Origin of the sequence: Nocardioides halotolerans DSM 19273 (assembly GCF_000422805.1) — a bacterium.
Lineage (GTDB): Bacteria > Actinomycetota > Actinomycetes > Propionibacteriales > Nocardioidaceae > Nocardioides > Nocardioides halotolerans.
This window is the reverse complement of the sequence record NZ_AUGT01000023.1, coordinates 86,243-109,791: the sequence shown is the minus strand read 5'-3', so window position 1 is coordinate 109,791 and position 23,549 is coordinate 86,243. Positions and strand designations below refer to the sequence as shown.

At 71.1% G+C, this 23,549-nt stretch carries 21 protein-coding genes and 2 tRNA genes; 3 read left to right on the top strand and 20 right to left on the bottom strand.

Features of this window, described 5'->3' with window-relative positions; all coding sequences use genetic code 11:
• Nucleotides 1-67 precede the first annotated feature (67 nt).
• A complete protein-coding gene (locus tag G514_RS0107470; RefSeq protein WP_028651243.1) occupies nt 68-973 on the top strand; it encodes a LysR family transcriptional regulator in 906 nt (301 codons plus the stop codon).
• Between the two features lie 25 nt (nt 974-998).
• Here G514_RS0107470 and G514_RS0107465 read toward each other — a convergent pair whose 3' ends face one another.
• The 19 genes from G514_RS0107465 to G514_RS0107375 all read right to left on the bottom strand — a co-directional run bounded on the left by G514_RS0107465 (nt 999) and on the right by G514_RS0107375 (nt 20,704).
• Complete coding sequence (locus G514_RS0107465; RefSeq protein WP_028651242.1) at nt 999-2,414, bottom strand: NAD(P)/FAD-dependent oxidoreductase; 1,416 nt, start codon at nt 2,412-2,414, stop codon at nt 999-1,001.
• 10 nt (nt 2,415-2,424) lie between these two features.
• Complete coding sequence (locus tag G514_RS0107460) at nt 2,425-3,426, bottom strand: ABC transporter permease (RefSeq protein ID WP_028651241.1); 1,002 nt, start codon at nt 3,424-3,426, stop codon at nt 2,425-2,427.
• A gap of 4 nt (nt 3,427-3,430) precedes the next feature.
• Nucleotides 3,431-4,183: an ABC transporter permease gene (locus G514_RS25465; protein ID WP_157544646.1), complete on the bottom strand. Its 753-nt coding sequence runs from the start codon at nt 4,181-4,183 to the stop codon at nt 3,431-3,433.
• A gap of 146 nt (nt 4,184-4,329) precedes the next feature.
• A complete protein-coding gene (locus G514_RS25460; protein ID WP_051247045.1) occupies nt 4,330-5,940 on the bottom strand; it encodes an ABC transporter substrate-binding protein in 1,611 nt (536 codons plus the stop codon).
• Between the two features lie 53 nt (nt 5,941-5,993).
• Nucleotides 5,994-7,817, bottom strand: a complete 1,824-nt coding sequence (locus G514_RS25455) for an oligopeptide/dipeptide ABC transporter ATP-binding protein (protein WP_157544645.1) — start codon at nt 7,815-7,817, stop codon at nt 5,994-5,996.
• A gap of 14 nt (nt 7,818-7,831) precedes the next feature.
• The gene (locus tag G514_RS0107440; protein ID WP_211222073.1) at nt 7,832-9,289 is read right to left on the bottom strand and encodes an aldehyde dehydrogenase family protein; all 1,458 of its coding nucleotides are present in this window, start codon (nt 9,287-9,289) and stop codon (nt 7,832-7,834) included.
• 288 nt (nt 9,290-9,577) lie between these two features.
• Nucleotides 9,578-9,651 (bottom strand) — tRNA-Ile (locus G514_RS0107435).
• A gap of 78 nt (nt 9,652-9,729) precedes the next feature.
• Nucleotides 9,730-9,802: transfer RNA gene (locus G514_RS0107430), tRNA-Asn, on the bottom strand.
• 56 nt (nt 9,803-9,858) lie between these two features.
• On the bottom strand, nt 9,859-10,893 hold the full coding sequence (locus G514_RS0107425) for a LacI family DNA-binding transcriptional regulator (protein WP_028651239.1): 1,035 nt from the start codon (nt 10,891-10,893) through the stop codon (nt 9,859-9,861).
• Between the two features lie 63 nt (nt 10,894-10,956).
• Nucleotides 10,957-11,157 (bottom strand): hypothetical protein, encoded by a 201-nt coding sequence (locus G514_RS0107420; RefSeq protein WP_028651238.1) that lies wholly within the window; start codon nt 11,155-11,157, stop codon nt 10,957-10,959.
• Between the two features lie 118 nt (nt 11,158-11,275).
• A complete protein-coding gene (locus G514_RS0107415) occupies nt 11,276-11,770 on the bottom strand; it encodes a hypothetical protein (RefSeq protein ID WP_028651237.1) in 495 nt (164 codons plus the stop codon).
• Nucleotides 11,767-13,665, bottom strand: a complete 1,899-nt coding sequence (gene dnaG / locus G514_RS0107410; RefSeq protein ID WP_028651236.1) for a DNA primase — start codon at nt 13,663-13,665, stop codon at nt 11,767-11,769. The genes G514_RS0107415 and dnaG overlap by 4 nt, the downstream gene beginning before the upstream one ends.
• A gap of 21 nt (nt 13,666-13,686) precedes the next feature.
• On the bottom strand, nt 13,687-14,607 hold the full coding sequence (locus G514_RS0107405) for a 2-hydroxyacid dehydrogenase (protein WP_028651235.1): 921 nt from the start codon (nt 14,605-14,607) through the stop codon (nt 13,687-13,689).
• Nucleotides 14,604-15,866 carry a deoxyguanosinetriphosphate triphosphohydrolase gene (locus tag G514_RS0107400; protein WP_028651234.1) on the bottom strand — a complete coding sequence of 421 codons (1,263 nt, stop codon included), beginning with the start codon at nt 15,864-15,866 and terminating at the stop codon, nt 14,604-14,606. Before G514_RS0107400 ends, G514_RS0107405 begins: the two co-directional genes overlap by 4 nt.
• A 36-nt stretch (nt 15,867-15,902) precedes the next feature.
• Nucleotides 15,903-16,733, bottom strand: coding sequence for a VldE C-terminal domain-containing protein (locus G514_RS0107395; RefSeq protein WP_028651233.1), 831 nt, complete (start codon nt 16,731-16,733; stop codon nt 15,903-15,905).
• A 228-nt stretch (nt 16,734-16,961) separates the two neighbouring features.
• Entirely contained in the window at nt 16,962-18,089 is a 1,128-nt protein-coding gene (gene dusB / locus G514_RS0107390; RefSeq protein WP_028651232.1) for a tRNA dihydrouridine synthase DusB, read from the bottom strand.
• Between the two features lie 36 nt (nt 18,090-18,125).
• Nucleotides 18,126-18,878, bottom strand: a complete 753-nt coding sequence (locus G514_RS29050) for a hypothetical protein (protein ID WP_157544644.1) — start codon at nt 18,876-18,878, stop codon at nt 18,126-18,128.
• Nucleotides 18,879-18,904: 26 nt separating this feature from the next.
• Complete coding sequence (locus tag G514_RS0107380; protein ID WP_028651231.1) at nt 18,905-20,317, bottom strand: glycine--tRNA ligase; 1,413 nt, start codon at nt 20,315-20,317, stop codon at nt 18,905-18,907.
• 66 nt (nt 20,318-20,383) lie between these two features.
• Entirely contained in the window at nt 20,384-20,704 is a 321-nt protein-coding gene (locus G514_RS0107375; protein ID WP_028651230.1) for an antibiotic biosynthesis monooxygenase family protein, read from the bottom strand.
• A 106-nt stretch (nt 20,705-20,810) separates the two neighbouring features.
• Here G514_RS0107375 and G514_RS25445 point away from each other — a divergent pair, with 106 nt between their 5' ends.
• Nucleotides 20,811-22,289, top strand: coding sequence for a hypothetical protein (locus G514_RS25445; protein WP_084151851.1), 1,479 nt, complete (start codon nt 20,811-20,813; stop codon nt 22,287-22,289).
• Between the two features lie 51 nt (nt 22,290-22,340).
• Nucleotides 22,341-22,745, top strand: coding sequence for an NUDIX domain-containing protein (locus G514_RS0107365; RefSeq protein ID WP_028651229.1), 405 nt, complete (start codon nt 22,341-22,343; stop codon nt 22,743-22,745).
• Between the two features lie 315 nt (nt 22,746-23,060).
• Here G514_RS0107365 and G514_RS30875 read toward each other — a convergent pair whose 3' ends face one another.
• Complete coding sequence (locus G514_RS30875; RefSeq protein WP_211222072.1) at nt 23,061-23,540, bottom strand: HNH endonuclease; 480 nt, start codon at nt 23,538-23,540, stop codon at nt 23,061-23,063.
• Between the last annotated feature and the right edge of the window lie 9 nt (nt 23,541-23,549).

Here is a 23,549-nt window from a genome sequence, read left to right as displayed (position 1 = left end):
GATTGCCTGTTGCATGTCCAATGCCTAATTTCTCGCTATTGATGAGTCAGAGTGAAACAATCTCGGGATGGAACTGTTCGAGCTACGTGCCTTCCTCGCGGTTGCCGAGGAGCTGCACTTCGGACGGGCCGCCGATCGGCTGCTGCTCGCGCAGCCCTACCTGAGCCGGACCATCAAGAAGCTCGAGGCGGACCTCGGCGTCCAGCTCTTCGACCGCACGACCCGCAAGGTCGAGCTGACCTCGGCCGGCAGTGCCCTGATCGAGCCCGCCACCGAGATGCTGGTGCTGAACACCGAGGCCCGCATGGAGGTGCGCCGCGCCGCCCGGGGGGAGACCGGGCGCGTCCGAATCAGCTTCGCCGGCCCCTCCTCGTACGACCTGATCGGTCGGTTGGGACGCGAGATGCGGGAGCTCCACCCGGGGATCGACCTGCTGTTCGACCCGGGCCGCTATGGCCTGCAGGTCTCCGACCGGCTGCTCAACGGGTCGATCGACCTGGCCATCGCACGGTTCCGCACGGTGCCCGCCGGGATCGAGGCGCGGCCGATCGCGGCCGAGCGCTACCTGATGGCGGTGCCCAGCACGCACCCCGCGGCCGACGGTGGACCGGTGTCGCTGTCGAGCTTCCGCGATGACGGCTTTCTGGGCCTGCCCACGGACTCCGCCGTTCAACGAGACTTCCTCGAGCTCTGCCAGATCGCAGGGTTCGTGCCGACCATCGCGCAGACCCTGCCAGACACCGGCACGATCATGGCTCTGGTCTCCGCCGGAGCCGGCGTGGCCTTCACCGTCGACACTGCCATCGAGCACGTGCCACGACAGGGCATCTCTGCGGTGGAGCTGAGCGAGAAGCTGGACCCGGTCTACGCCTACCTGGCCTGGCGTCGGGAGAGCAGCAACGCCGCGCTCCACACGGTGCTGCGTGCCCTCGAGACGCTCTTCCCGACACCACCGCAACCTCCGGACGCCTGACCCGGCGGCCCCTGGCCCGCGCATCTCAACGCCCCGTGATCAGGGCGCCGAGCCGGGTCAGCCGGCTCTCCCGCTGGAGGCCGCCAGCCTCGCGGCGGTCCGCGGCCTTGTAGAGGTGGTACATCGTGCGGACCCCGAGCCATCGAACAGGTTCCGGCTCCCACTTGCGCACGTGGTGGCCGACCAGCGGCAGCCGCGTCAGCGGCGTGTCCACGCCCGTGACCAGATCGCGCAGCACCCGGCCGGCCAGGTTGGTCGTGGAGACACCGCTCCCGACGTACCCGCCGGCCCAGCCCAGGCCGGTGCCCGGGTCGAAGACCATGCTGGGTGTCCAGTCGCGAGGCACACCCAGAACACCGCACCACCCGTGCTCGATCGGCGCGTCGCGCACCATGGGAAAGAGATCGTGCAGGGTCCGGGTCAGGATCGCGACGGCGTCCGAGGTGGTGATGCCGTCGTGGTCCGGACGTGATGCATACCGGTAGCGCGGCAGCATCCCCCGGCCGCCGAGCACGATCCGGCCGTCCTCCGTGCGCTGCGCGCACGCGTAGGCGTTGGCTCCGTCGGCGACAACCTCACGGCCCTCCCACCCGATCTCCGACCAGGTCTCCTCGGGCAGCGGTGCGGTGGCGATGAGGGAGGAGTTCATGGGTAGCCACTCGCGGCGCAGGCCGGGAAGCCCTGCCGTGAAGCCTTCGAGACAGCGCAGCACGACCGGAGCGGTCACCGTCCCGTGGGAGGTCACTGCCCTGCCCGCTTCGATCGACCGCACCTCGGTGCCCTCGTGGATGCGGACGCCGAGACCTCGCACGACGGCCGCCAGACCGCGGACCAGCTTGGCGGGGTGGATGCGGGCGCCGTACTCGTTGAAGGCTGCGCCGACGGCGCCGGACATCCGCAGCCGGGCGTCGACCTCGGCCCCGGAGAGCCACCGGTGGCCGGCGGCGACGTCCCACTCGGCGTCGGTCGCGAGCTCGTGCCGGAGCCGGGCCTCCTCGACCGGATTTCGGGCGATCCGGAGCACACCTCCCCGATGCGCGTCGGCATCGATGCCCTCGCTGGTGCACACCGTGAGGACCTCGTCCACGGTCTCGTTCATCGCCCGGACCATGGCCTGCACCGCGTCGCGGCCGCCTCGCCTGGCGAAGGTGCCGTACTTGCCCGCGAGCTCGGAGGAGAGCCAGCCGGCGTTGCGCCCCGAGGCACCGAAGCCGGCAAACTCCCGCTCGAGGACCACGACGTCCCAGTCCGGTCGGGCCAGCTTGAGGTAGTACGCGGCCCACAAACCGGTCAAGCCGCCCCCGACGATGCAGACGTCCGCGGTGCGGTCCCCCTCGAGCGCGTCACTTGGTTCGGGAACGCCCACTTGCTGCAGCCAGAACGAGACCCCACCGAGCGTTGTCGTCCCGGCGGACGCGGTGTCGTAGGTACGGGAAGCCATGGGTCTCCGTTCAGGCGTTCAAGGCGATGCGGGGGTCGGCGAGGGCCTGCCCTATGTCGACGAGGGTGTTGACGGTGATGAAGAAGGCTCCGAAGACCAGGGCCACGGCGAGGATCGCGGGGAGGTCGGTGGCGCCGATCGAGAGTGCGAGGTACTGGCCGACACCTGGCCACGCGAACATCGACTCGATGATCGTGACGGCGGCGAGCATCACGCCGAGCTGCAGTCCGCCCATCGCCAGAGCGGAGTTCAGGCAGTTCCGCAGCACGTGACGGGTGACGAACTGGCGGTTGCTCAACCCCTTCATCCGAGCCGTCTTCACGAAGTCGGCCCGCATGGTCGTAGTCAGGGCGCTGCTGAAGGCGCGCCCGATGGCGACCGCGGGCGTCGCCGCAAGGGTGAGGCCTGGGAGCACGAGGTGGTGCAGCGCGTCGAGCATCGTGCGCGGCTGCCCGTGCAGCAGCGAGTCCAGCACGAGCAGCCGGGTGGGGCCCGTGGGCGCCGTCGCGATCGAGGTCTGGCCCGTCGCGGGGAACAGGTCCGCGCGGCTGTAGAGCAGGATGATGAGCAGGAGCGCGAGCAGGAAGGGCGGCACGGACGCCGTCGCGATCATCGTCATCCGCACCCCGGAGGCGACGCGGCCGCCCCGCAGCGTCAGCAGTCCCAGCAGGAAGCCTCCGCCGAACGCGAGGAGTGCTGAGAAGGCCAGCAGCTCGACCGTCGGGCCGAGGGTGTTCAGGACATCGATCGACACCGCGTGCTTGGTGCGTAGCGAGGTCTGCAGGTCGAGGTGGGCGAGGTCGCCGAGGTAGGACCAGAACTGCACGAGGAGGGGCCGGTCGTAGCCGAGCTGGTGGCGCGCGTTCTCGATCGCTTCGGGTGAGGCCTTGTTGCCGACCAGCGCACGCACCGGATCTGCCGGACTCAGGTGCTGAAGCACGAACAGGGCCGCGATCAGGAAGAACAGGACGAGCAGCCCCGAGACGGCCCGACGGACGACATATCTCAACATCGACTCACTGGTCCTTCAGGAGGCTGCGCAGGCCGTCGCCGCTGAGGTTCGCCACGAGCGCGAGCAGCATGACGCAGGCTGCCGGAACCACCGGGATCCACCAGTTGGTGAGGAGGTAGGGCAGTCCCTGCGCGGCCATGGCGCCCAGCTCGGGCGCGGGCGCGGCGCGACCGAGCCCTAGGAAGGAGAGCCCCGCCAGTATCACGATGGTCCCGCCGAGGTCCAGGGTCAGCGTCACCAGCAGGACGGGCCAGGCGCCCGGAAGGATGTGCCGGACCATCAGCCGGAGGTGCCCGTTGCCCGAGAGTCGAGCGGCCTCGACGAAGGGCAGGGCCACCAGCGACCGGACCTCCGCCCGCACGAGCCGTGCGTAGTAGGGCCAGCTCAGCACCCCGATCGCGATCAAGGCGTGCTTGAGGGAGGGTCCCAGCACCGCAGCGATGACGATCGCCAGGATGGCGGCGGGCAGAGCCAGGAAGAAGTCGACGATCGCCATCAGGACCCGGTCGAGCAGCCCGCCGACGTAGCCAGCCACCAGGCCGACCGCGGTGCCCACGAGGCCGACCACCGCCACCAGAAGCAGGGTGGCGAGCCAGCTCACCGACATCCCTTCGAGCACGCGGCTCAGGACGTCGCGCCCCACCTGGTCGGTGCCCAACAGCGCTCCGCCGCTCAGCGGCGGCTGGTACGGCGCGCCGACGGGGACGAGCGAGTCGTGCGGCTGCACGTGCGGCGCCAGCACGGCGAGGACCGTCACCACCACCAGGGCGCCGGCGCTGACGAGCGCCGCGCGCCCTGCGCGAGGGCCGCAGGAACCCGGACTTCGCCTGGGCCCGAGAGCGGGACGGATCGCCCACGGGCCCTTGGCGAGGCGGGTGTCGACCGCCGGATCTGGACCGTCCGTCACTGACCGCCAGCGCTCCCGGTCAACGCGTAGGTCGGGCCGAACGGGTTCCCCTGGGTGTAGGAGACAGGCCCCACCTCGTCGCGGGTGTAGATCACGGCGGGCGGGTCAGCGAGAGTGATGAAGTAGCCCGAGTCGGCGTACGCCTGCGCCGCCGTCTCGTAGTCGGCCTCCGCCTGGACCGGGTCCGCCTCGTTGATGGCCTGGGTGAGGGCGGCATCTCCTTCCGGGACCGAAACGCCGTTGAGCGTCAGGCCACCACCGGTCTTGTAGTAGCCCGACATCCACGCCGCGGGTGATGCTGCGTCCGCGTTGGTCCGCAGCACCATGATCTCAGGGGCGTCAGTCGGGTCGGCGCCGAAGCCGAAGAACTCCGAGCCATAGCTGCGCACCGTGGCGTCGAGACCGGCTGCCTGCAGCTGCGTCTGCATCAGCTCGGCGGCGAGTGCGTCCTCGGCCAGCGACTCGTAGTAGCCGATCGTGATCGGCCCGACGTCACCCGCGTCCTCAACGAGACCGGCCAGCACCGACGGGTCGTACTCGGGGTCGTCGTTCGCGACGTCGCCGCCCTGCATCGACGACGGAATCATGTTCGTCGACGCCGTCGCGTCCTCCCCGTAGGCGCCCTTGGCCACCGCCTCCTTGTCGATCGCCTGCGCAAGGGCCTTGCGTGCCTCCGGGTCCGCGAAGAAACCGTCGTCCTTCACCCAGGCCAACGCCTTAAGGATGGTGTTAAACGACGTCACATTGATGCCGTCGGTCTCGCGCAACTGGCTGGCCAGGTTGGCCGGAACCTGGGCGGTGACCATGTCCACGTCACCCTTCTCGAGGCTCAGCACCTGGGTGCTGATATCCGGGATGATCTGGATCTGGATGGTCCCGATGGTCGGCGCTGCGCCCCAGTAGTCGGCGTACGCCTCGAGCGTCAGGCTCTTGTCGGTGACCACCTCGGTCAGCTCGTAGGGCCCGGAGCCGGCGTCGTGCGAGGACAGGAACTCCGCGCCGTCATCCTCGCCGGAGTTGGCCTCCATCAGGGTCGGACTCATCACCTTCGGACCGACGTACGACGCGAGGTAGTCGAGCATCGGGTTCGACGGCGCCTTCAGGTGCATCACGAAGGTCTGCGGATCCGGTGCGTCCATGGACTCCACGTCATCGAGCATGTACGACGGGCTGCCCTCGAGGTCGCTGAACCGCTGGAAGCTGAACTTCACCGCCTCCGCGTCGACCGGGGTGCCGTCATGGAACGTGGCTCCCTCGCGCAGCGTGAACGTGTAGGTCAGGCCGTCGTCCGAGATGGTCCAGTCGGTCGCCAGCTGCGGCTCGATCTCGACGCTCTCGGCTGCGTATCCCACCAAGCCCTCGTAGAGCGCCCCCATCGGGGAGAACCCGGGACCGCCGTAGAACGTGGCGGGGTCCATCGTCTGGTCCTGGTATGCCCACGCCTGACGCAACGTCGTGAGCTTGGTCGAGGGCAGCGCGGAGGTGTCGTTCTCCTTCTTGGGGCTGTCGCTGTCCGAGCTGCCGGAGCAGGCCGTCACGGTGAGCAGCGCCGCGGTGGCCAGAGCGAGGGGCAGGGTGTGTCGGACGCCGGGCTTCTTCTGCTTCATGGAGTGTTCCTGTCTGGTCGGGCCGGTGCGGTGTCGAGCTCCGAGAGGTGGGTTCAGGTGCCGCTCGTCCGGGCAAGGGCGGCGTTTGGGTCCTCGCTCGTCGTGAGGTAGCGCTGGCGCTGCTCCCGACGTCCGGGACCAGGGAGGGCGGCGAGAAGGGAGCGCGTGAGGGTGTGCGCGGGGTGCTGGGTCACCTCGTCGGCGGGTCCGTCCTCGATGATCCGACCAGACTCCATGACGACGATCCGCTCCGACACAAGCCGTGCCGCCGCCAGGTCGTGGGTGACGAAGAGCAGGGCCAGGTCGAGCTCGCGGCGCAGCCGGCCGAGCAGGTTGAGGATCGTGGCGGCCAGCGACACGTCGAGCGCCGACGTCGGCTCGTCGCAGAGCAACAGGCTGGGAGGCACGACGATGGCGCGGGCGATCGCCGCCCGCTGACGCTGTCCGCCCGAGAGCTCGGCCGCTCGCGAGGTTCGTAGCTGGGCAGGGAGCCCGACTTGGCGCATCGCCTCTTCGACGCGGGCGCGCTGGGCGTCGGGAGCGAGCCCGGTGCCCCGCAGCCGCTCCTCGATCAGGTCACCGATGCTGAGCCAGGGGGTGAGCGAGGACCCGGCGTCCTGGAACACGACCTGGGGGGCGCCAGTGTCGTGCAGGGTCAGCTCGCCCTCGTCGAGCTCGACCAGCCCAGCGATCGAGCGGAGCAGCGTCGTCTTGCCGCAGCCGGACAGGCCGACCACCGCCACGGCCTCGCCGCGCGCGACCGTGAGGTCCACCCCGTCGAGCGCCGCGATGTGCACGGCCCGCTGCCCGCGACCCAAGCGGTAGCTCTTGCGCGCGCCGCGCACGGTCAGTGCCGGGCCGGGCGTAGTGATCGGAGTCGCCGGCCACTCGGCCCCGGTGCCGACCGCGGTGAGGTCCGCCGGTAGCTCGGCCTCGCGGACGCAGGCCGTCTCGGTGTTTCCCTGTGCCGCCGCCCGCAGGGCGGGGAGGCCGTTGTCGCAGGGTGTGTCGTGGAAGGCGCAGCGGGGGCCGAAGGGGCAGGCCTCCACTGGGCGGCTCGGGTCGGGGGTCTCGCCTTCGATGCTGCTTATCTGCAGCTGTTTCGGCGTGGTCAGGGTGAGCCGTGACGAGCGCAGGGCGGCGCTGTAGGGGTGCCGCGGCCGGGTGAGCACGTCGGCGGTCGGGCCGAGCTCGGCCTGCCGCCCGCCGTACAGCACCGCGATCCGGTCGGACACCTGGCTGGCGACACCGAGGTCGTGGGTCACGAACAGAATCGCCAGGCCGAGGTCGTCGCACAGGTCGCGGAGCAGGTCCAGGATCTGCGCCTGCACGCTCACGTCCAGCGCAGTGGTGGGTTCATCGGCGACGAGCAGCTTGGGGCCACCGGCCAGGGACATCGCGATCATGGCTCGCTGGCGGAGACCACCGGAGAGCTCGTGGGGGAAGCTGCGCAGCCGGTGCCTGGCCTCCGGGATGCCCACGGACTCCATGAGCCGGACCGCTTCGTCGTCGGAGCCGGTGACCTCGTGGAGCTGCTTGCCGATCCGCTTGGTCGGGTTGAGCGAGGTCATCGGGTCCTGGAAGACCGCGCCGAGGCTGAGCCGGCGCACGGTGCGCCGGGCTCGTTCACCACCGTGGATCATGTCGACGCCGTCGACGAGGACGCGTCCGGTGACGGAGGCGCCGGCCGGCAGCAGGCCGAGGATCGCGGAGCCGAGGACGCTCTTGCCCGAACCGGACTCTCCAACCAGGCCGAGCACCTCGCCCGGTCGGATGGTGAGGTCCACCTCCCGGAGGGCGTGGATCGTCTCGCCGCGGCGCTGGAAGGTGACGGCCAGCTTCTCGACCTCGGCGATCGGTGCCGGCTCAGCGTGCAAGCCAGTCGGCTCGGTCACCTGAGGTTCCCGGTGACGGACTGGTAGCGCAGGTACGGCGTCACAGCTTCGGGTCCGAGCTCGACACCCAGCCCCGACTCCTTCCAGCCACCGAACGGCGCCACTGGGTTGAGCACGAGCGAGTTGATGCCAACGGTGCCGGCCTCGAACCGGCAGGCGACCCGTTCTGCGCGGTCCAGGTCGTCGCCGTACACCATTCCGGCGAGGCCGAACGGCGAGTCGTTGACCATGGCAATGCCCTCGTCCTCGTCGGCGTACGGCATCGCGACCAATACCGGCCCGAAGATCTCCTCACGGGCGATCCGCATCCCCGGGTTGCTGTCAGTGAACAGCGTGGGTTCGACGTAGTAGCCCACCGGGAGGTGCTGGGGGCGCGACCCCCCGGTGGCGACCGTGGCGCCCTCGCTCCTGCCCAGGGCGACGTAGTCCTCGACGCGCTGTCTCTGCCTGTCGCTCACGAGCGGTCCGACCTGGGTCTCCTCGCGCATGGGGTCACCCACCACAGCGCCCTGCACCACGTCGGCCACGGCATCGACCAGCTCGGCGTAGCGTGCACGAGGGAGCAGCAGCCGCGTCGCGGCGTAGCAGGTCTGGCCGTTGTTGCGCAGCGAGGCGCGCATCAGGTTCGCCCTCAACACATCAGCGTCGACATCGTCGAGGACCAGTGCCGCCGACTTGCCGCCGAGCTCGAGCGTGACCGGCTTCAGCTGCCGCGCGCAGGCGACGGCGATCTGGCGGCCGGCCTCCGTGGAGCCGGTGAACGCGATCTTCGCGACGCCCGGATGCTCGACGATGGCCTGCCCGGTGCTGACGCCGCCGGCGACCAGGTTGACCACGCCCGGCGGCACCTCGGCCGCAACCAAGGCCTCTGCCAGGACGGCGAGGTGGAGGGGAGTCTCCGGCGCCGGTTTGGCCACGACGGTGCAGCCGGCGAGCAGCGCCGGACCGAGCTTCATGGCCAAGATTGACAGAGGGAAGTTCCACGGGGTGATCAGACCGGCAACCCCGACCGGACGGCGCGCGACGCGGCTCACCAGTCCGGCGACGCCAGAAGGACGGAGGTCTTCGCAGTCCAGTGAGCCGGCAAGCGAGGCGTAGTAGGCGAGGATCCGCGCCGCATTCATCGCGGTGCTGGTCGTCTCCTGAACGGGCGAGCCGTTCTCGCGGGTGACGATCCGGCCGAAGTCCTCGGCCCGCGCCTCGACCTCGATGGCCAGCCGCGACAGGACGAACGCTCGGGCGGTCGGGCCTGCGGCCGACCACGCGGGTAGAGCGCGCGTGGCCGCTTGGACGGCGACGTCCACGTCTCTGTCGGACGCCATCGGCGCGTACCCGATCACCCGCTCGGTCGCAGGGTTGACGACCTCGAGCAGGTCGTCCCCATCGGCCGCGATCCACCGGCCGTCAGCAAAAATGCCCGTGAGATTCGCGGTATCGATGCTGTTCGAGCGCACGCCTGACTATGACCACGGTCACATAGCCGAGTCCAATACTAAATCCCAGACCATTCATGCACTCTCGCAAACAATAGAAGCCGAGTTCTCAGAACGCAGTCGAGTCGGCGGGCGTAGCTCACCTCCGATACTTCACGCACAGCGTAGTACAGGGTAACGTGGTGATCCGGTCGCACACGGGTTCACACGAGAGTCCGCAGCGGTCCACCAATGTCCAGCCCAGTCCGCGGAGGTCCGACGATGGCAAACCAGCCGCGCGTCCAGCCCAGGCAGGACCAAGTGATTGAGTGGGGCGGGTGGGGCTCGAACCCACGACCCAAGGATTATGAGTCCTCTGCTCTGACCGACTGAGCTACCGCCCCTCGAAAGGGGTGAGCCTAGACGGCGTCGCTCCGGTCTCGCCGACGACCCACGAACGGTGGGCCTGACGGACTTGATCGCTCCCCCGGCTGGACTCGAACCAGCAACCCTTCGATTAACAGTCGAATGCTCTGCCAGTTGAGCTACAGGGGATCGGGGTTGCAGCGCCAAACCCTAGCAAGGGCCCGACCGGTGTCGTAATCGGCGCGTCAGGCGGGCGGCGGAGCGGTGCTGTCGCGGATCACGAGGCGGGTCGGGAGCAGGACGCGCTCGGGTTCCTCGGGCGGGTTCGTGCCCATGACGCCCATCAGGAGTCGCACGGCCTCGTGGCCCTTGCTGGCCACCTCCTGGTGCACGGTGGTCAGCTGCGGCTGCGAGGCGAGCGCGAGCGGCGAGTCGTCGTACCCCACCACCGAGAGGTCCTCGGGCACCCGCAGCCCGAGGGAGTGCGCCACCTGGATCGTCGCGACCGCGAAGGCGTCGGAGAAGCACAGGATCGCGGTGGGGCGGCCGGGGCGGTCCAGCAGTGCGCGGGCCTCCTGCTCGACCGTGCCGCGCCGGCGGTACGACGCCGCGCAGACCTCGGGCTCGATGCCGGCCGCCTCGAGCGGTGCGCGCCAGCCGACCAGCCGCTCGCGCGCGGGCCGGTTGTCCTTCGGGACGCCCTCGACCCGCAGCGTCAGGATGGCGACGCGGGTGTGGCCGAGATCGACGAGGTGCTGGGCGGCCGCGGTGGCTCCGCCGCGGTCGTCGACGTTGACGCTGGGCGCGTCGGCTGCGGGGTCGCGGTCGACCGCGACCAGCGGCAGCCCGCGTCGCTCCAGCCAGGCGATGTCGGGTGAGGCGGGGTCGCAGATGTAGACGATGGCGCCGTCCATGGCGACGTCGCGGGAGGGCACGTAGCCCGACGGCGCACCGGCGACGTCGCCCGACGTGAGCAGGGTCAGCGCCAGCCCCTCGTGGGTGAGCGCCCCCGCCACCGAGCTCAGGAACTCGGTGGCGACGGCGTCCTCGAACGCCTGCGACAGCTCGTCGGTGAGCAGCAACCCGACCGAGCCGGTCCGGCCGCGGGCCAGGGCCCGGGCCGCCGGGTCCGGGCCGACGTACCCGAGCTGGTCGGCCGCAGCGAGGATCTTCGCGCGCAGGTCGGCCGAGAGCTGGTCAGGACGCGAGAACGCGTTGGAGACCGTCATCCGGCTGACGCCGACGTGGTCCGCGATCGACTGGAGCGTCACCTTGGCCATGGCAGACCCAGTATCCCGGGTCGCCCCAGCCGCGGCGGGAGGCAGGCGGCTCAACTCAGCAGCTCAGCCGGGCTGGCACACCTTGGCCGGGCGGGGCTCGACCCAGCGGGCCACCGAGTGCAGGCTGCCGGCCACCCGGAGGCGCGCGCTGGCGACACGCGCGGGGCGCGGGCGGTCCGGGACGACGGGAGCGTCCGGGCGGGCGCTCTCGACGGCCCTGCGGGTCAGCTCGACGGCGAGGTTGGCGGCGGTGGGCTCGTTCATGACTCCTCCTTCGGAGCATCTTTAGCGGTACAGATCTTTACCGATACAGTATCGCCGCGTTCTGTACCGGTCAAGAGAGTTTCCGAGAAAGTGCGCCGGCCGCGCCGACCGGGTGGGCTCAGGCGCCGATCTCGCCCCGGGCCGCGGCCAGCGCCTCCTGGGCGGCGTGTGCGACGAACGGGTCGTCGGGGTCGATGCCCTCGTCGTACTCGAAGAGCCAGGTCACCTCGCGCTGACCGTCGGGCGCGCGGCGGCCGATCACCCGCACCCCCAGCCGGCCACGGATCGGCACGTGCCGCTGCAGCAGCACCGTCGCCGTCACCCGCTCGCGCACCAGCTGCAGCAGGCGGCCGGGTTCGCTGAGCACGAGTGAGTACGTCGGGCGCGGCTCGCCCCAGGTGCCGACGCCGGTCACCTTCAGGGTCTCGGAGTCGAGGTCCCAGTCGGCCGCCTCGACCTGCTCCCACGGGAGGCGCACCCCGACCGGCAGGTAGAGCGCCGACCGGGTGCCGGCGACCGGGCCGGCGTCGGACGACGCCCAGGCCAGGACCTTCTCCCCCGCCGCCACCTCGACCGGCGGGGTGGTGCGGCGCAGCCTCGACGGGCGCGTCACTGGGTGCCGACGATCCGGTCGCGCAGCTTGCGGCGGTGCTCCTCGAGGGCAGCGAGCTCGCCGAACATCCGGCGGTAGGCCTCGTCGTGCTCGACGGGGTTGGTGCGCTGCATCTTGGACTTCACCTGCTCGATCCGGCGCAGGACCGTCAGCTCGAGCAGCCGCACGACGTGCTGCAGGACGTAGTCGGCGGTCGGCTCCTTGGCGGTGTGCACGGGCTCGACGCTCAGCTCGGTGATCGCCGAGGCGACGGCGGGATCGGTCGCGGTGTCGCGCAGGCGGCCCGACCAGGTCGCGTCGCCCGCGCCGGCGACCGGCCCGCCGCCGGCCGCGATGACCTCCCAGACGCCGCGGTAGGTGGGGTGGATGAAGTCCTCCGGACCGACGTCCGACGTGGTCCGGCCGATCACCATCGGGTGCTGGAGGACGAGCTTGAGGGTCTCGCGCTCGATCGCGAACCGCGGGTCGCGCAGGCTCGGCAGCTCCTGGCGGGCCGGCCGCTCCGCGACCAGCTCCTCCTCCGCCGGTGGGCCCGGACGCCCGGACGGCGCCGGGCGCCGCTGGGACGCGCGGCGTACCTCCACCCTGGCCTCCTCGACGTCGACGCCCACCATCGAGGCGATCTCGCGCGCGAAGGCGTCGACCTTCGACCGGTCGCGGATGCTCGACACCAGCCGGGCGCTCTCGCGAAGGGCGTCGACCCGGCCGTCGGCACGGTCGAGGTCGTACTTGCCGACCACGTTGGTGAGCACGAAGCGGTAGAGCGGCACCCGCCGCGCGACCAGCTCGCGTACGGCCGCGTCGCCCTTCTTGATCCGGACGTCGCAGGGGTCGAGTCCGTCGGGCTCGACGGCGACGTAGGTCTGCGACACGAAGTTCTGGTCGCCGGAGAACGCCTTCAGCGCGGCCGCCTGACCTGCGGCGTCGCCGTCGAAGGTGAACACCACCTCGCCGCGGAACTCCTCGTGGTCGGCCATGTAGCGCCGGAGGACCTTGGCGTGCTCGTCGCCGAACGCCGTGCCGCACGAGGCGACCGCGGTCTTCACCCCCGCCAGGTGGCAGGCCATCACGTCGGTGTAGCCCTCGACCACGACCGCCTGCGACGACCGGCCCATCTCGCGGCGCGCGAGGTCGATGCCGTAGAGCACCCGGCTCTTCTTGTAGATCGGGGTCTCGGAGGTGTTGAGGTACTTCGCCTCGACCTTGTCGTCGTCGAAGATCCGCCGGGCCCCGAAGCCGATCGTCTCGCCGCTGGCCTCGCGGATCGGCCACAGCAGCCGCCCGCGGAACCGGTCGTACGGCGACCCGCCGCGCTGGCTCGGCACGGCCAGGCCACCGACGGTGATCACCTCGGGCGAGAAGCCGCGGGCGCGCAGGTGGCGGAACAGGTCCTCTCCCCCGCGCGGGGCGAACCCCAGCCCGAAGGTCTCGGCCGCGGTGCCGTCGAAGCCCCGCTCGGTCAGGAACTGCCGCGCCTGGGAGGCCTCGGGCGTGAGCAGCTGCTCGGCGTAGAACTCCTGCGCGACCCGGTGCGCCTCGACCAGCTTGCCGCGCGGTGGCCCCTTGGGTCGCTCGTCGCGGCCCTCGCCCTCCTCGTGCTTGAGCTCGACGCCGTACTTCTCGGCCAGCCGCTCCACGGTCTCGGTGAACGTCAGCCCGTCGATCTTCATCAGGAACGAGATGACGTCGCCGCCCTCGCCGCAGCCGAAGCAGTGGTAGCCGCCGCGCGACGGGTTGACGTTGAACGACGGCGTCTTCTCGTCGTGGAACGGGCAGAGCCCCTTCATCGAGCCGCCGCCGGCGTTCTTGAGCGTGACGTACTGGCCGACGACCTCGTCGATGGCGGCCTTCTCGCGCACCTCGGCGATGCTCTCCTCGCGGATCCGGCCTGGCACGAGCGACAGCCTACGGCGGGGTCAGTAGTCGCCGGACATGACGTTCACAGGCTCCTCGCCGCGCGCGAGGCGGTGCAGCTGGTCGCGGACCAGGCGGTGCGCCCGGGGCCACATCGCGCTGCTCGAGCCGCCGACGTGCGGCGAGACCAGCAGGCCCGGGCAGCCCCAGAGGGGGCTGTCGGCCGGCAGCGGCTCGGGGTCGACCACGTCGATGGCCGCCCGGACCCGGCCGGCGTGCAGCGCCTCGACCAGCGCGGGGGTGTCGACGACCGGCCCGCGGGCGACGTTGACCAGCAGCGCGCCGTCCTTCATCGCCGCGAGGAACGCCGCGTCGACGAGCCCGCGGGACTCCTCGGTCAGCGGCAGCACGAGCACCACGACGTCGGCGCCGGGCAGCAGGTCCGGCAGCTCGGAGACCGCGTGCACACCCTCGCGCGCCGAGCGCGCGACCCGGACCACCTCGCACTCGAACGGCGCCAGGCGGGCCTCGACGGCGGCCCCGATCGCGCCGTACCCCACGAGGAGCACGGTCCGGTCCGCGAGGGCGGGGTGCCAGCCCGGCGTCCACTCGTGCCGGTCCTGGGCGCGCACGAACCCGGGCACGCCGCGCAGCGATGCCAGCACGAGCGTGAGCACCAGCTCCGCGGTGGACGTGTCGTGGATGCCGCGGCCGCTGCACAGCGTCACGCCCTCCGGGACGGCCTGCCGGATGTTGTCGACCCCCGCCGTGAGGGTCTGCACGTAGCGCAGCGAGGTCATCCGCGGGATCACGTCGGCCACGTGCGGCCCCACGGCGTACGGCGGGACGTAGATCTCGACGTCCCCGACCGAGTCGGGCACCGAGGTGGTCGGGTCGACCACCTCGTAGGTGAACGCCTCGGGAGGGTCTCCCAGCTCGGCCGGGTCGAACGGGAGCCACACCAGCGGCGCCGCCCCGGTCATGCGCGCCAGCCGCCTCGGGAGCCGCTGCCGGAGCGGACCAGCCGGTCGTGCCAGGCCACGGCACTGGCGTCGGTGAGCGAGGCGACCTGGTCGATCACGACGCGCAGCCGGGCCGCGTCGTCCGGCGCGGCGTCCCAGTCGTCGGTGAAGGCCCGCTCCAGCGCGGTCGGCGCGTGCGCCAGCAGGGCCTCGACCAGCTCGGCCACCAGCTCGCGCTGGCGGCCCATCAACGCGACCCGGTCGTCGGCCTCCATGACGTAGTGCGCCGCGATCCCCTTGAGGACCGCCATCTCGATGCGGGTCTCCTCGGGGACGACGAGATCCGCGCGGTAGCGCACGAACGGCCCGCCGGCGGCCGCGAACGTCGCCTCCTGCACCGCGCCGCAGAAGCGTCCGATCAGGTCGCTGGTGAGGTTCTTGAGCGCGGCGAGGCTGCGCCGCGACCCGTCGTAGGGCGCATCGGGCCAGCTCTCGACCTCGGTGAGGGCCGACAGCGCGGCGTCCATGGCGTCGTCGTCGGCCTCGGGGACGTACCACGCGCGCACCGCGTCCCAGACCCGCGGCCGGTCGAGCCTGGCCAGGTCGACCCGCTCCGCGACGACGCCGTCCTCCACGTCGTGCACCGAGTAGGCGACGTCGTCCGCGAGGTCCATGATCTGCGCCTCGACGCATCGCCGCGGTCCGTCCGGCGCGCCTCTGCGCAGCCAGGTGAAGACCGGCAGGTCGTCGGCGTACACCCCGAACTTGCGGGTGCCCGGCCGGCGCTGCCAAGGGTACTTCGTGCAGGCGTCGAGCGTCGCCCGCGTCAGGTTGAGACCGACCGAGGCGCCGCTCGCGTCCACGGTCTTGGCCTCGAGCCGGGTCAGCAGCCGCAGGGTCTGCGCGTTGCCCTCGAAGCCGCCGCACGGCTCGGCGAGCTCGTGCAGCGCGTGCTCGCCGTTGTGGCCGAACGGCGGGTGGCCGAGGTCGTGCGCCAGGGCGGCCGTCTCGGCGATGTCGGGTTGCGACCCGAGCGCCCGCGACAGGTCGCGCGCGACCTGGGCCACCTCGAGGCTGTGGGTGAGCCGGTTGCGGACGAAGTCGTCCATCTGCGGCCCGTGCACCTGGGTCTTGGCCGCCAGCCGCCGCGACGCCGCTGCGTGCACCACCCGCGCCCGGTCGCGCTCGAACGGCGTCCGCTCGGGCGCCTCCACGCGCTTCGGCGGCTCCTCCACGCGCCGCTCGCGGTCGTGCGCGTCGTAGAGGTCGGTGCTGTCCATCGACACCGACCCTAGGTCAGGAGCGCAGCAGGCCGATCAGTAGACCGAGACGTGCACGTGGTCGTAGTGGTTCGCGGTGGCCGAGCCACGCGACGGCATCGACCGCCAGCCCTCCGAGGCGCGGACCGGCGTCCAGATGTGCTGGCGCCAGATGACGTCGTAGAGGTGCAGCTCGGAAGCGTGCGAGCGCAGGAACTCCGCGATGGCGGTGCCGAGCTCGACGTCGCTGGTCATGATGTCGAGCGCCCGGCCGCTGGCGTGCTCGCCGTGGCCGTCCCAGCCGCCGTACGACGTGATCTGGGGGAACGCGTGGCACACCGAGCGGTAGACGTAGACCGCGTTGTCGGTCAGGCCGCTCTCGGTGCTCCCGTCGGGGCAGGGGTCCATCGACAGGCCGGCGGCGGCCGCCAGCGGCTTCTCGTCGGAGAGGTAGCCGTCGGTGACCCAGCGCGACTGGCCCTTGAGCACGATCTCGGTGCGGCCCCACATCTCACGACCGGTGACGACGACCTTCTTGCCCGAGTCGAGCTCCCCGAGCAGCTTGGCCTTGTCGCCGGGCTGGTTCCAGATGTTCAGCTCGTCGGTGGTCCACAGCCTGGTGTCCGCGGCCTTGATCGCGGCCTTGATCGCGGCCTTCGACATGAACGCCGGCGGCGGGAGGTCTCGGGACGCGGTGGCCTTGATGCGGTTCTCGGAGCGGGTGATCGCCTCGTTGGTGCGGTCGGCAGAGGGGGTCGCCGCCGGCGCGACCGCGGTGAGCGGCGCCAGGTCGGAGGCGGCCGGGTCGGCACTCAGGACGCCGATGGTCACGGCGGAGGCGGTCGCCAGGACGGCCAGCGGGCCGATGACGGCCTTCGCCTTGGGCATGCGGCGGGCTTCGGTGTCCCGCTTGTGGCGATGGTCTGCCACAGCGCTGATCCTCTGCTGTCGGGTACAAAGTCGAGCGCCGGCCGGGGCCGACGCGATTCACCAATCAACCACATGCCCCAGGGCCCCGCCAATCCCCGGACCGGGTGTCGCGTGGCCCGCGTCACGCGGTTCCGGGTGGTTGAGCGTGAAATCAGGTCGCCGGGAGGACGGGTCCTGTTACCGGGATCACCCGCCGGTGGTCTCGTTGGTGTCCTCTGTCGGGCCGTAGCCCGTGCCGTCGGTGTCGTCGAGCCAGCCCTCGGGCAGCGCGACCTTGTCGCGCGGAGACCCCTGCCGCCCCCGGGGCGCGCCCAGCTCGGAGACCGGGAACGGCTCGGACCGGTCCAGCCGCGCCAGCAGCGCGTCGAGCTCGGCCAGCGAGGAGATCATCGCGAGCGACCGGCGCAGGTCGCCGCCGGCAGCGAAGCCCTTGAGGTACCACGACACGTGCTTGCGGAACTCCACGCAGCCCCGCTCCTCCCCCAGGTGCTGCGCGAGGAGCTCGGTGTGGCGGCGCATCATCGCCGCCACCTCGCCCAGGGTGGGCAGCGTCGCCACGGTGTCGCCGGCGAACGCCGCCGCGAGGTCGCGGAACAGCCACGGCCGGCCCAGGCAGCCCCTGCCTACCACGACCCCCGCCGCGCCGGTCTCGGCCACCATGCGCAGCGCGTCGGAGGCCTCCCAGATGTCGCCGTTGCCGAGCACCGGGATGTCGACGTGCTCGACGAGCCGCGCGATAGCGTCCCAGTCGGCGGCGCCGGAATAGGCCTGAGCGACGGTCCGACCGTGCAGCGCGATCGCGGCGACGCCGGACTCCTGCGCGATGCGGCCCGCGTCGAGGTAGGTCAGGTGGTCCTCGTCGATGCCCTTGCGCGTCTTCATCGTGACCGGCACGCCGTACGCCGCCGCGGCCGCCACGGTGTGCTCGAGGATCTCGCCGAGCAGCGTCCGCTTCCACGGCAGCGCGCCACCCCCGCCCTTGCGGGTCACCTTGGGCACCGGGCAGCCGAAGTTGAGGTCGACGTGCGCGACGCCGTACTCCGCGCAGAGGATCTCGGTCGCCTTGCCGACGTAGACCGGGTCGGTGCCGTAGAGCTGCACCGAGCGCTGGGTCTCCAGCTCGTCGAAGACCAGCATGTCGAGCGTGTGCCGGTCGCGCTCCACGACGCCGCGGCTGGTGATCATCTCGCAGACGTAGAGCCCGGCTCCCTGCTCGGCGCACAGGCGGCGGTAGGCCGCGTTGGTGATGCCCGCCATCGGCGCGAGCACGACAGGCGTCGCCACCTGCAGCGGGCCGATCGTGAGCGCGGTCATGGGCCCATTGTCCCGGCCGCAGGGGTGGCGCCGAAATCAGCCGGCGGAGCCGGTCGGCTGGTCGCCGTCCTGGTCTCCCTTGCCGTCTCCCTTGCCGCCCTTGCCCGGCTTGTCGGGCTTCGGCGGCTTCGGCTTCTCGAGCTCGCCGGTCCAGGTGATGGGGTCGAAGGCCTGCGTCGGCCGGAAGCTGACCGCGGTCAGCTCGCCCTTCTTGGGCGAGAGGAAGACCAGGCACACCTTCAAGGTGCTGCCGGTCTTGAACTTCTTGGGGAACGAGCCGGGCTCGCAGGGCGGGAACGCGCTCGCGAAGGTCGTCGCCTCGACCAGCGTGTTGGTGCCGTCGACGATGTAGAGGGGCACCCTCTTGCCACCGAGGTCGGTGTCGCCGCGGTTGGTGACGGTGGCGCGCACGAAGTAGGGGTTGGAGTTCTTCTGGCCCTGGTCGAGGTCCCAGCCGACGAACGACTTCTTGAACGACGTCTTCTCCAGCCGGGTCACCTTGATGTCGAGCACGCCGACCACGCCCTGGCGCAGCTCGTAGGCGACGGTCGCGGTGTCGCCGACCCCGAGCTGGCTGCCCTCCGGGCTCAGTTCGACGCCCTCGGGCACCGGCAGCGTGGGCCCGGCCGAATCGCTCGCCGACTCTGAGGCCGAGGTCGCCCCCGACGGGCTCCCCGACGTCGAGGCCCCGACGTCGGGGCCCTTGTCGTCGTCGGAGCAGCCTGCGAGCAGCGCGGCGACCGTGACGAGCGCGGCCAGCGACCCCGAGAAACCCACCCTCCCGAACACCCGGCCATTGTGCCGGGGGAACGGCGTCAGCACCCGACGAATCGCTCGGCGAAGTACGACGTGATGCCCTCGATCGACACGCGCTCCTGCGCCATCGTGTCGCGCGAGCGGACGGTGACGGCGTTGTCGTCGAGGGTCTCGAAGTCGACCGTCACGCAGTACGGCGTACCGATCTCGTCCTGACGCCGGTAGCGACGCCCGATGGCCCCCGAGTCGTCGAAGTCGACGTGCCAGCTGCGGCGCAGCTCGGTGGCGAGGTCGCGGGCCTTGGGCGAGAGGTCGGCGTTGCGGCTCAGCGGCAGCACCGCGACCTTGACCGGCGCGAGCCGCGGATCGAGCTTGAGCACGACCCGCTTGTCGACGCCGCCCTTGGTGTTGGGGGCCTCGTCCTCGTGGTAGGCGTCGACGAGGAACGTCATCAGGCTGCGCGAGAGGCCGGCGGCCGGCTCGATGACGTAGGGGTAGTAGCGCTCGTTGTCGGCCTGGTCGAAGTAGGACAGGTCCTGCCCGGAGTGCTTGGCGTGGGTCTGCAGGTCGAAGTCGGTGCGGTTGGCGATGCCCTCGAGCTCGCCCCACTCCGAGCCCTGGAAGCGGAAGCGGTACTCGATGTCGACGGTGCGCGTCGAGTAGTGGCTCAGCTTCTCCTGCGGGTGCTCGTAGTGGCGCAGGTTGTCGGGGTCGATGCCGAGGTCGGTGTACCAGCGCGTCCGCTCGTCGATCCAGTGCTGGTGCCACTCCTTGTCCTCGCCCGGCTTGACGAAGAACTCCATCTCCATCTGCTCGAACTCGCGGGTCCGGAAGATGAAGTTGCCCGGCGTGATCTCGTTGCGGAAGCTCTTGCCGATCTGGGCGATGCCGAACGGCGGCTTCATCCGTGAGCTCGTGACGACGTTCGCGAAGTTGATGAAGATGCCCTGGGCGGTCTCCGGGCGCAGGTAGTGGAGCCCCTCCTCGTTCTCGATGACACCGAGGTAGGTCTTGAGCAGGCCGGAGAACTGGCGCGGCTCGGTCCACGCGCCGCGGGTGCCGCAGTTGGGGCACGCGACCTTGGCCAGATCGACGTCGTCGGGGTCGACGCTGTGCCCTTCGGATTTGGCCTTCTTCTCCGCGACCTCCTCCTGGAGGTGGTCGGCGCGGAACCGCTTGTGGCACGACTGGCACTCGGTCAGCGGGTCGGTGAACGTGTCGACGTGGCCGCTGGCCTCCCACACCTGCCGCGGCAGGATGATAGAGGAGTCGAGCCCGACCATGTCGTCGCGCTGCTGCACCATGGCCTTCCACCACTGGCGCTTGATGTTCTCCTTCAGCTCGACGCCGAGCGGGCCGTAGTCCCAGGCGGAGCGGGTGCCGCCGTAGATCTCACCGCAGGGGTAGACGAAGCCCCGGCGCTTGGCCAGGGAGACGACGAGATCGACGGTGGACGTGGGTGGCTTGGCCACGGGGGTGCTCCCTGCTGGTCACGGCCGGCTGGCTGCCGGTCTGGCGTTTGTCGTGCGCTGAAGGGTTCAGCCTAACGACCTGGGCGACCCGATATTGAGGACGGTCCCGGGCTCGACGACCTCGTAGGCGCTCGGCTCGTCGATCGCCCGGCTCAGCAGCGGCACGGCGATCAGCTTCACGTCGTACGACGACAGCGCGCGGCGGTAGGCGCCGACGTTCTCCCAGCGCGTGGTGAGCACCCACAGCGTCGGGTCGTCGAGGTTGCGCCCGACCTGGCCGCCGACGTACCCGGGCCGCTCCGCCAGCGCGTCGTGCGCGGCCACGAGCCCGGCGCGGAACGTCTCGCCGTCCTCGACGGGCACGCGGAACCTGTTGACGACCAGCACGGGTGAACTCTAGGTCGCCGCTGCCGCTGCTTCGGTTGCGCCGGAGCCTCGACGCGGTGTCACATGGGAGGCCCTCGTCGCACCTCGTCGATCACTGGAGACTGAAATGCCGGCCCCCTCCGTCCGCGGCCGAGCGTGGCCCGTCGCCCCGCTCGCCGTCCTGCTCGTCGCGCTGGCCCTGCCCGGCACCCCGGCCCCCGCGTCCGCTGTGGCGGTTGCGCCCGCGTCGGCGCCCTCCTCGGCGCCCCCGTCGGCCAAGGCTGAGGCCGCCAAGCGTTCCGGCATCCAGGTCCGTCGCGGCGGACGGGACGCGGAGGTCAGGTTCAGGACCACCAAGCCCGGCGAGGCGTTCCTCGGGCTGCGCGTCTCGGCCCGCAAGGTCGCCTGGGGCAAGCCGAAGCACGAGGCGGCCGTCTTGTCGGTGTTCGTGGACGACCACTACGCCACCGACCTCGTCGTCCACTCCGACCGTCCCACGCGGCGCGAGCTCGCGCTGGGCTCGCTCGCCGCCGGCGTGCACACGCTACGGCTCCACTACGCCGCGGACCGTTCCTCGCGGCGGGCCGGCGCCGTCCGGGTCAGGCACCTGCGCGTGCACACCGTCTCGAGGAAGAGCCCGGAGTACGCCGCCGCGCGCTACGCGCCGGTGCTGTACGGCCGCAACGTGTCCGGACTGGGCGGGAAGTTCCAGAGCGCCAAGACGGACTCGCCGCTGGTGGCCTGGCACGAGATCACGCCAGGCGCCAAGCCGGGACACTCGGTGATCGAGTACTCCGTGGTCTGGAGCAACGAGGACGGTGGCACCGACACGGCGGGACTCATGGCGCGGTGGGGTCGCACCACCGACATCGAGTGGGTCTACCGCGTGGAGGTCAACCGGGCCGGCCACCTGGTCCGGGGCTCCGGGGTCTACCAGGCCAGCGGGCACCGGACGCTGCGCTTCAAGGGCCGCTACGACGGCACCCACCCGCTGCTCCAGACCTGCACCTCGAACAACAACGTCTGCGACACCGTGGACGACCCGATACGCTTCGCCCTCTCGACGCGCGAGACCAGGTCGGCCGAGCAGCCCCGCGAGCACGTGATGGACGCCCATCCCTGGACCTACTCCGTCATGGCGCAGGAGATGCTGCGCGAGGGCCGGATCGAGACCCCCTCGGACCCGTCGACCCCGGCGGTCGGCGACCAGCGCAGCTACCTCTACGTGGCCTTCGACCACGACACCAGCCCGGCCGGGTCGGAGGCAGGAGTGGGGCTCGCCGTCGACGTCCGGCTCGTCGGCGACCCGGCGACGTACTCCTCGGACCACCAGATCCCGGAGCTGAGCGTCAACCGCGACGTGCCGGCCGCCACGACCGTCGAGCTGCCTGTCGGCACCACGCCCGCCGACGTGGCGTCGGTGTCGGTGCGGCGGGTCCCGCTCGGCCTGACCGACAACGGCGCCACGCTCACCGTCACCGACCTCGACCGGGCGTTCTTCCTCGGCTCCAACTACCTGCCGCAGGCGTCGTTCGTCTCCTGGCACGGCAGTCAGGTGCTGACCGCTGTCGCGCCGACCGCCGTGCTGTGGTCGGCGGGCGGCTGAACGCCGCTCTCGAGAACGGCCGGTGTCCGAGGCCCGTGCTCCAATCCGTGCATGATCGAGGTCGTCCTCGGGGCGCTGGTCCGCGGAGGCAGGGTGCTCCTCGTGCATCGGCGCCCGGACAAGCGCGCGTACCCCGGAGTGTGGGACCTGCCCGGTGGGCTCATGGAGCCCGGCGAGTCAGAGCTGGGCGCGCTGGCGCGGGAGCTGCGCGAGGAGCTCGGGGTGCGGATATCGGCAGCCTCAACCTCGTTCCTGTGTCGAGCGACCGTCGAACCGGCGGGAGAGCCGGCCGTCCTCAGCGCCTGGATCGTGCGTGACTGGCACGGCACGCCGGCAAACGTCGCTCCTGAGGAGCACGACGGCATCGGTTGGTTCGGCGTCGAGGAGCTGCCTCCCCCTGTCCACGAGGAGATGCGCGCGGCTCTGGTGGCTTTGATGAACGGCGACCCAGCCTGAACGGTGGCGCCTCGCGGGCTCGGGCAGACTGAAGCGCCTCTTCGACGCAGGGAGCAGGTCAGGGCGCTTCGGTGGTACACCCCTGGTGGTCGACTGCCACGACATCGAGGGCGCGTGGGAACGCCCGTATCGCGGCTTCGGCCACGCGCACGTATTCGGACGTAGCGAGCGACGATGCTGCGTGCCGGCCTCAGCCTGGGAGGCCAAGTCGGGCTCACGATCGCTACGTTCGGCTACGCCACCCTGCAGCCAGACGCACTCAACTCGGCTGATCCGCGCACACCTTCCGACGCGCACCACGCCGGATGGCAGGACTCAGAGCCGCTCGGCCGTCGAGGTGTAGACGTGCCCGGTCGGCGTGGTGATCTCGACCGTGTGGCGGAGGCCGGGGACGGTGCGGGCGGTCCAGCCGTCTGCTTCCTTGGCGTAGTTGCACAGCTCGCAGAGTCCCTGGCCGTTGTCGGCGGAGGTGGGTCCGTCTCGGCAGCGAGGGACGACGTGGTCGGTGTGTCGGATCGGGGCGCCGCAGCCGGGGGTGCGGCAGACGCGGTCGCGGAGACGGATGAACTCGGCGAGCCGGCCCTGGAACAGCTCGGCGGGGGAGTCCATCCCGACCAGCGCGCCGGTGGCGGGGCGCTCGTAGAGTCGGCGGACGAAGGTGTCGACGGCGGCGTCGGCGTTGTCGGCGATCCACTGGCGGAGCAGGTCGCCAGGGACGGGTCCGTGACCTTCCACCCAGCCGGAGCCCGCGCCCTCGCCCAGGAGCACGTCGTCGCGGACGATCAGGTTGATCATCACTGGGAC

Coding starts and splice junctions, on each gene's coding strand:
- G514_RS0107470 (WP_028651243.1), top strand. CDS start 68: ATGGAACTGTTCGAGCTACGTGCCTTCCTCGCGGTTGCCGAGGAGCTG.
- dusB (WP_028651232.1), bottom strand. CDS start 18,089: ATGACCGCGCTCACGATCGGCCCGCTGCAGGTGGCGACGCCTGTCGTG.
- G514_RS0107395 (WP_028651233.1), bottom strand. CDS start 16,733: ATGCCCAAGGCGAAGGCCGTCATCGGCCCGCTGGCCGTCCTGGCGACC.
- G514_RS0107420 (WP_028651238.1), bottom strand. CDS start 11,157: ATGAACGAGCCCACCGCCGCCAACCTCGCCGTCGAGCTGACCCGCAGG.
- G514_RS30875 (WP_211222072.1), bottom strand. CDS start 23,540: ATGATCAACCTGATCGTCCGCGACGACGTGCTCCTGGGCGAGGGCGCG.
- G514_RS0107400 (WP_028651234.1), bottom strand. CDS start 15,866: ATGGACAGCACCGACCTCTACGACGCGCACGACCGCGAGCGGCGCGTG.
- G514_RS0107365 (WP_028651229.1), top strand. CDS start 22,341: ATGATCGAGGTCGTCCTCGGGGCGCTGGTCCGCGGAGGCAGGGTGCTC.
- G514_RS0107425 (WP_028651239.1), bottom strand. CDS start 10,893: ATGGCCAAGGTGACGCTCCAGTCGATCGCGGACCACGTCGGCGTCAGC.
- G514_RS25460 (WP_051247045.1), bottom strand. CDS start 5,940: ATGAAGCAGAAGAAGCCCGGCGTCCGACACACCCTGCCCCTCGCTCTG.
- G514_RS0107460 (WP_028651241.1), bottom strand. CDS start 3,426: ATGTTGAGATATGTCGTCCGTCGGGCCGTCTCGGGGCTGCTCGTCCTG.
- G514_RS0107405 (WP_028651235.1), bottom strand. CDS start 14,607: ATGACCGGGGCGGCGCCGCTGGTGTGGCTCCCGTTCGACCCGGCCGAG.
- G514_RS0107465 (WP_028651242.1), bottom strand. CDS start 2,414: ATGGCTTCCCGTACCTACGACACCGCGTCCGCCGGGACGACAACGCTC.
- G514_RS25445 (WP_084151851.1), top strand. CDS start 20,811: ATGCCGGCCCCCTCCGTCCGCGGCCGAGCGTGGCCCGTCGCCCCGCTC.